This window comes from Thermodesulfobacteriota bacterium, assembly GCA_040753795.1.
Taxonomy (GTDB): domain Bacteria; phylum Desulfobacterota; class Desulfobacteria; order Desulfobacterales; family Desulfosudaceae; genus JBFMDX01.
In genome coordinates, this window is sequence record JBFMDX010000021.1 from 1 (window position 1) to 7,552 (window position 7,552).

The 7,552-nt window shown below is 59.5% G+C and carries 4 protein-coding genes; 1 reads left to right on the forward strand and 3 read right to left on the reverse strand.

Annotation, left to right across the window (positions count from 1 at the left end; all coding sequences use genetic code 11):
* Window positions 1-215: 215 nt before the first annotated feature.
* The gene (locus tag AB1724_17675; GenBank protein ID MEW6079641.1) at window positions 216-1,319 is read left to right on the forward strand and encodes a phenylacetate--CoA ligase family protein; all 1,104 of its coding nucleotides are present in this window, start codon (window positions 216-218) and stop codon (window positions 1,317-1,319) included.
* 250 nt (window positions 1,320-1,569) lie between these two features.
* Here AB1724_17675 and AB1724_17680 read toward each other — a convergent pair whose 3' ends face one another.
* The 3 genes from AB1724_17680 to AB1724_17690 all read right to left on the reverse strand — a co-directional run.
* Window positions 1,570-2,436 (reverse strand): transporter, encoded by an 867-nt coding sequence (locus AB1724_17680; GenBank protein ID MEW6079642.1) that lies wholly within the window; start codon window positions 2,434-2,436, stop codon window positions 1,570-1,572.
* A 37-nt stretch (window positions 2,437-2,473) separates the two neighbouring features.
* Window positions 2,474-3,286, reverse strand: coding sequence for a hypothetical protein (locus AB1724_17685; GenBank protein MEW6079643.1), 813 nt, complete (start codon window positions 3,284-3,286; stop codon window positions 2,474-2,476).
* 34 nt (window positions 3,287-3,320) lie between these two features.
* Window positions 3,321-7,552 (reverse strand): cadherin-like domain-containing protein (locus AB1724_17690; GenBank protein MEW6079644.1); only part of this gene is annotated, 4,232 nt, incomplete at its 5' end.

Here is a 7,552-nt window from a genome sequence, read left to right on the forward strand (position 1 = left end):
ATGATCATAAATGGTATCGTCCATCATGGTCTCCTTTCTTGTTAGTGTGTGTCTGTGGAAAGCATTATCACTAACATATTGAGGCTACCGCCTCAAAGGAGACCATCTTTCTCATTTTATCGGAGGACATCCGGACTTTTGAGGATTTTGCCCAGGCCATTCCCCCGGCCGGACAGGCTGAGATCCGCGAGGCTATCGGTGAAGTCGGTTTCGACATGGACAAGCTGATGCGCCACATCTTCGGCGACAGCCGCGTGGACGATCTCTACCTGCTGACCACCACCTCCGGCACGACCGGAATCCCCACGCCATACCCGAACTTCAACGCCGCCATCACCGACGCCCAGGAGATCATGTGCCGGGCCGCCTGGCGCATGGGTTTCCGTCCCGGGGACCGGATGGCCATCTGCTTCGGATTGTCCATGCACGCCGCCGGCACGCCCCAGATTTTATGGTTCAAGAATTTTCCGGGTTTGTCGATCGTCCCCATCGGGGCCGAGGCCGGCACGGAAAAGATCCTGCAGTTCATGCAGCTGTTCAAGGTCAATATCTTCGCGGGCACGCCCTCCCTGGCCCTGCACCTGATCGAACGGGCCCCGGAAGTGCTCAAGGCCCCGGTCAAATCCCTGGGCATTAAGATCCTCATGCTGGGCGCCGAGCCGGGCGCTGGCATTCCGGAGGTGCGGCAGAAGCTGGAATCCGAATACGGCGCCCAGGTGTTTGATGCCGGCGCCGGTTACGGCGTGTCCTGCGATTACCCGGTCTACCAGGGCATGCACTGGATTGCCGACGATTACGCCTATTATGAGCTGATCGATCCCGAAACCAAAAAAGTCGTGCCCCTGGAAAACGGCGCTACCGGCATCATGGCCGGGACGTCACTCAATCCCCCGGGGGCCGTGTGGTTTGACATGCGCTTCACCATGATGGACATCCACCAGGTCTTTACCGATCCGTGTCCCTGCGGCCGCAGCGGCTTCCGCTACAAGGTGGTGGGCCGGGCCGATGACATGCTCAAGGTCAAGGGCGTACCGGTATATCCGGCCGCCATCGAGGGGGTCATTCACTCCTTCCCGGACAAGCTGACCGGCTCTTTCCGGATCGTTCTGGATGAACCGCCTCCCCGGGTGGTTCCCCCGCTGAAGATCAAAATCGAGCACGCGGCCTCGGTGAGAAAAGAGGATCTTCCGGCCGTGGAAAAGGCGGTGCTGGAGAAGATGCACTCCCTGCTCAAAATCCGTCCGGCCATCACCTGGCTGGAACCGGGCACCCTGGAGCGGGCTACCAAGAAGACGCAGTTACTGGAGAAGAATTACTAATACCAATTCCAAATCAAAGCGCTCTCTGTGTTGGCTGCGTCGTCGGCTCCTCGACGTATTACAATACGCCTGCGTCGCCTCCTCCTGGCCGCCTTGAGATCATCTTTGATTTGAAATTGGTATGAGCCAGTTTTCAAATAACGCACGGGCGGCTTTCGGGCCGCCTTTTGTTTTTGTTATCCGGCTTCAAGGGTTGCAGGGACACGGCGCGCCGTGCCCCTGCCGGAAATCGCGGTGTATCCCGACCGGCTTAAAACCCCCGGTTTATAGAAGCCAGCAGCCGGAAATTCGGCGTGGTGTCGGTCAGGCCCGTGCCGCCGTGGACGCGAAAGCCCCACCGTTGCCTGATATAGACCAGGCCGGCCCCCAGTTCGCTCATGTCGTCATTGACATCCTTGTCGAAGCAGGGGTCGCATTCCAGGTCGTTTTTATTCTCCGTGCCGAAATATTCCGCGTAAGCCATGAGGCTTTCGGAAATGTGATATTCCAGGGCAACACCGGCAAATACGGCGTTATCTTCGAGATAGTCCAGATCCGTATCCAGGTAGTTGATCCCCAGATTGCCGGTCAGATAGAACCGCCCGACCCGTTTGCCCAGCAGGAGATTGGCGCCATAGGAAAAATCGTCTTCCGGGGAAGGGTTGAAGTTATAAAGATCGCCAATGCTCTTGTCATGGTTGCCGCCCGGGATCAGGATATATGGCATCAGCGATAAATCCAGGGGATCTTTTTTGTTCCTGCCCAGCAGCCGCACCTTGCCCCCGGCAAACACGTCCCCGAGGCCGCTCTCGCTTTCATCGAAATCCGTATTTTCCCAAGACTCCCAGTCCGTTGCCACGGCGACTTCCCAGAGCCCGTCGGATCCGTGTGTCAGGCTCAAAGGGGTCGCGACCACATAGCCGTCGCGATTTTCGATCTTGCCGTTGAAACGACTGTACAAAACGGAACCCTGGACGTGGGTGCCGGTGGAAACTTCCGGCGAAATCACAAAACCGTATCCTTTCAGCCCGTAAATGGACAGGGACTCATCCGCCCGCGCGTCATGGATGCAGGCAAACGACAGAACAACCGCCAGGGCGGCCAGGATTTTCCTAATCGTTGTCGATGCGAATATCATTGCTCCGATCCTTATATGTTAAAAAGTTGTCGATCCGCTACTCCGTCAGCAATCCGGCGGTACCGCACAGCAAGGGGTATAGTTCCGCGATCGTCTTCCGGTCCTGAAGCAGTTCACGGGCCGAAAAATATTTTCCGCCGCCGGCCGCCGCCATTTTTTGAAGAAGCGCCAGTGCTTCCTGATCCTGTTCCTTCTGATCCGAAGAAGTGCCGCGATCAAGGCCGATGGCATGGAATACCAGTTTGTCGCCGTAGGCGAGTTTAAGCCGGAGGACCTCGGTTAACGGTTCTTTCACCGGGTCATCTACCCGGATGGACTTATTCTCATCCTCGTTATTTTTACCGGAGCGGATATTTTCCCCGCCATCGGAAATCAGCAGAACGACGGCGCGGCCGTCCATTGATTTAAGAACGGATTCATCCAGCTGACGCAAGCCGTCGGCCAGCGGCGTCCGTCTGTTGAATACCGGCAGCGTGGTGGTAAGATCGTCTTCCACGCGTTTCTGGAGATCACCGGCCTGATAGGCGGCCACCGGTGTTACGGGAACACAGTAGCTCTTATCCCCGGAAAGATAACGCAGCTCAAACAACCCGACGGGACAATACGAGGCCGGCAGTGTCCGGGCGAACTCCGTCAGAATTTCCCTGATGGCTTCCGCCCGGGTGATCCGGACAACGGTAGTCTTCTCCGGTGAGTTGAAATATCCCATCTTTTCCTGGCTGGACCCTGACAGGTCCGCCAGGACCAGAAGCGGCCGGTCGTCTGCCGACGTCAGGGCGCCGGATATCCCGGTGATCAGAAGGACACCCAGCATCGCCAGGAACAATTTCGAAGCGTATGACATGCGCATATTTTTTCTCCTCATTCAATGATTAAACAGAGAATCAGAACGGTTTTACCTGATTACAACCGGACGAGTCCTTTCTGTAGAAACCAAAGTCAATGCTCAAGTTGGTCTGCGGATCCGCGTCTCCGTCGGTGGTCGGCTCTCCGTTGTCCGTCAGGTGGATGCTTTTCGTGACGACACCGCGTTTTTTCAACCGTATTCCATTGTTGTCGCCGTCAATATCCGTGTTCGGATCCTGATACCAGGGGACAACGGTGTGCTTGTAAAGCGGCCGGCCACGTTTGAAATTGATCTGATCGATCTGCACGATATAGTCGTCTTCACATAAATTGTCAAACCGGTAATACCCGCCGATCGTTTCCGTGGACGCAAGCAGACGGTCCGCTTTGGGGCTGAATTTCCCGTTATGGTCGCTGTCGGCATATAGATTGATCTTGACACCGTTTATCCCGGTAGTCGCGGTGGACCCATCCGGACATTCCAGCGGACACGGGGTGCTCCAGACGAAATTCCCAAGCTGCAGCTTGCAGGCCGTATCGTTCCAGGCCGTGGGATCGTTCACCGGAGAGGTCGCCGGGTCGTCGGTACAAGTCTCCTTCTGGCCGCTATCCCGGTCATCCCGCCAGTCACCGTCGCCGTCTTCATCCCAGTAAGCGCAGGCCTGGTTTTCCACGTAATCAGCGTCATCATCCACATAAGTGCTGTACCAGATCCGTACGTTACCGCCGTTACCCGGGATCGATCCCTCCCAAATCACTTTGTTTTCCGCTTCATCATAGCGATAATCTCCGTAGTCCGCTCCCAGGCTGCCGGGCGCGTAGGTGGTGTTCGCCGGGATGACGTCTTCGATGTGGACATTAAGGGCGTCACCGGGATTGTCGTTGATCCAGAGCATTTCCCACTGGATCACCGGCCGATCGCCGAAGACGGTCTTAAATGCCCGCGGCGGGTCGTAAATGCCGCCTTCCGGTTCGATGGAAGCGAAAACGGTCGCGTTGGCATCGTCCCGGATAACGACCTCATTGCCGATTAATGTGCCCGGCGGTAAATCGGGCTTCACCCGCAGTGTCACCAAGATTTCTCCGGAGTCGCCCGGGGCCAGGTTCCCGACCGTCCAGCGGTTGTCAAACCCCGGGTCCGGAGCGGGATCAGCGGACACATAAGTTGTATTATTGTCGTACACCTCGGTAATGATAACGTCAGCGGCTGTTTCCGTTGCATCCTCGTCATTGGCATAAATTATTTGATACATGACGAGATCGCCGGAGCGCACCGTATCCGTGAGGATCTCCTTAAAAATTTGCAGTGACGGTGCTTCACTGACGGTTGTCGTTTCCGACGCGCTCGCCGTTCCATCATCGGAATTCAGGGCCACTCTGTTGACCAGCAGCGTTCCGTTGGCCAGAGACGTGTCTACTGCCACCGTCACCGTGATGGTGCCAGACGCGCCTGCCGCCAGGCTGCCGATGGTCCAGCGGTTGCTGAAGCCGGCGTCCGGCGCCGGCACCGCCCTCAAGAAGGTTACGTCCTCATCATACTCTTCCGTAATAGTCACGTTGGTGGCTGTTTCCGTTCCCCGGTTTCCATAGGTGATGGTGTAAACGATCTGACCATCCGGCACGACCGGATCGGGTTCATCGGTCTTGGCGATGGACAGGAACGGCGCGCTGGTCGCCGTGGTCGTCTCCACGTCATCCGTGACCTGCTGGTCTGAATCCAGGGCAACAAAGTTCGTCAGAATGGTGCCATCCGCCAGAGGCGTGTTGACCCGCAGTGTCACGTCGATGACGCCGAACTCACCCGCGGCCAGATCGCCAATGGTCCATTGGTTGTCAAAGCCGGAATCCGGCTCCGGCACCGCGGACACGAAGGTCATGTTGGCGTCATATTCTTCCGTAATGGTCACACCTGTTGCATCGCCGGTGCCCGCGTTTCCGTAGGAAATGGTGTACACGATCTGCCCGCCCGGCACGACCGGGTCGGGATCATCGCTCTTGACGACCTGGAGCGCCGGTTCAGGCACCGGCCCCGGCCCAGGTCCAGGCGGTATATTACGGATGGTGGTCGTCTCGCTGTCGCTGACCGTACCGTCATCCGATGTCAGCGTCACGTTATTGCTGATCAGGGTGCCGTTGGCCAGCGGACTGGTCACCAGCACCGTCACCGTTATGGTGCCGGAGCCGCCCGCCGCCAGGTTACCGATGGTCCACTGGTTGTCAAAGCCGATATCCGGCACCGGCACAGCAGAAACGAATGTCACGTTGGCGTCATAGGACTCGGTGATGACCACGCCCGTGGCCGCGTCGGTTCCGGCGTTGCCGTAGGAAATCGTGTAGACGATCTGGTTGCCCGGCACCACCGGGTCGGGCGCGTCGGTCTTGGAAATGGACAGGGTCGGCGCGCTGGAGACGGTGGTCGTCTCGCTGTCGCTGGAGGAGCCTTCGTTGGCGGTCAGGGAGACGGTGTTGGTGATCAGGGTACCGTTGGCCAGGGGCGAGTTGACGTTCACCGTGACGGTAATGGTGCCCGAGGCGCCGGTCGCCAGACTGCCGATGTTCCAGATGTTGTCGCCGGACGTGGGCGCGGGAACGGCCGAGTCAAAGGTCACGTTGCTGTCGTAAGTCTCGGTGATGACCACGCCCGTGGCCGTGTCGGTCCCGGCGTTGCTGTAGGAGATGGTGTAGACGATCTGCCCGCCGGCGGTCACCGGGTCAGGCGCGTCGGTCTTGGAGATGGACAGTGACGGCGCGCTGGAGACGGTGGTCGTCTCACTGTCGCTGGTGGAGCCCTGGTTGGAGGTCAGGGCAACATTGTTGCTGATCAGGGTGCCGTTGGCCAGGGGTGTATTGACGTTCACCGTGACGGTGATGGTGCCGGAGGCGCCGGCCGCCAGACTGCCGATGGTCCAGACATTGTCGCCGGAGGTAGGCGCCGGAACGGCCGAGGCAAAGGTCACGTTGCTGTCGTAAGTCTCGGTGATGACCACGCCCGTGGCCGTGTCGGTGCCGGCGTTGCTGTAGGAGATGGTGTAGACGATCTGCCCGCCGGCGGTCACCGGGTCAGGCGCGTCGGTTTTGGAGATGGACAGTGACGGCGCGCTGGAGACGGTGGTCGTCTCGCTGTCGCTGGTGGAGCCCTCGTTGGCGGTCAGGGAGACGGTGTTGGTGATCAGGGTTCCGTTGGCCAGGGGCGAGTTGACGTTCACCGTGACGGTGATGGTGCCCGAGGCGCCGGCCGCCAGATTGCCGATGGTCCAGGTGTTGTCGCCGGACGTGGGCGCGGGAACGGCCGAGGCAAAGGTCACGTTGCTGTCGTAAGTCTCGGTGATGACCACGCCCGTGGCCGTGTCGGTGCCGGCGTTGCTGTAGGAGATGGTGTAGACGATCTGCCCGCCGGCGGTCACCGGGTCAGGCGCGTCGGTTTTGGAGATGGACAGTGACGGCGCGCTGGAGACGGTGGTCGTCTCGCTGTCGCTGGTGGAGCCCTCGTTGGCGGTCAGGGAGACGGTGTTGGTGATCAGGGTTCCGTTGGCCAGGGGCGAGTTGACGTTCACCGTGACGGTGATGGTGCCCGAGGCGCCGGCCGCCAGATTGCCGATGGTCCAGGTGTTGTCGCCGGACGTGGGCGCGGGAACGGCCGAGGCAAAGGTCACGTTGCTGTCGTAAGTCTCGGTGATGACCACGCCCGTGGCCGTGTCGGTGCCGGCGTTGCTGTAGGAGATGGTGTAGACGATCTGCCCGCCGGCGGTCACCGGGTCAGGCGCGTCGGTCTTGGAGATGGACAGTGACGGCGCGCTGGAGACGGTGGTCGTCTCGCTGTCGCTGGCCGTATCATCATCCGACGTCAATGACACGTTGTTCGTTATTTGTGTACCGTTGGCCAGGGGCGAGTTGACGTTCACCGTGATGGTGATGGTGCCGGAAGCGCCGGCCGCCAGGTTGCCGATGTCCCAGACGTTATCGCCGGAGGTCGGCGCGGGAACGGCCGAAACAAAGGTCACGTTGCTGTCGTAAGACTCGGTGATGACCACGCCTGTTGTCGCGTCCGTGCCGGCGTTGCTGTAACTGATGGTGTAGACGATCTGCCCGCCGGGGGCCACCGGATCCGGTGCGTCGGTCTTGTTGATCGACAATGCCACGTTCGCCGGGTCGACGGTGATGCTGACCGTGGCGTCGTCGCAGTCGCCGTCGGTGTCGCAGACCTGGTAGGTGAAACTGTCGGCGCCGCTGTAGTTGGCGGTCGGGGTGTAGGTGAAGGTGCCGTCGGCGT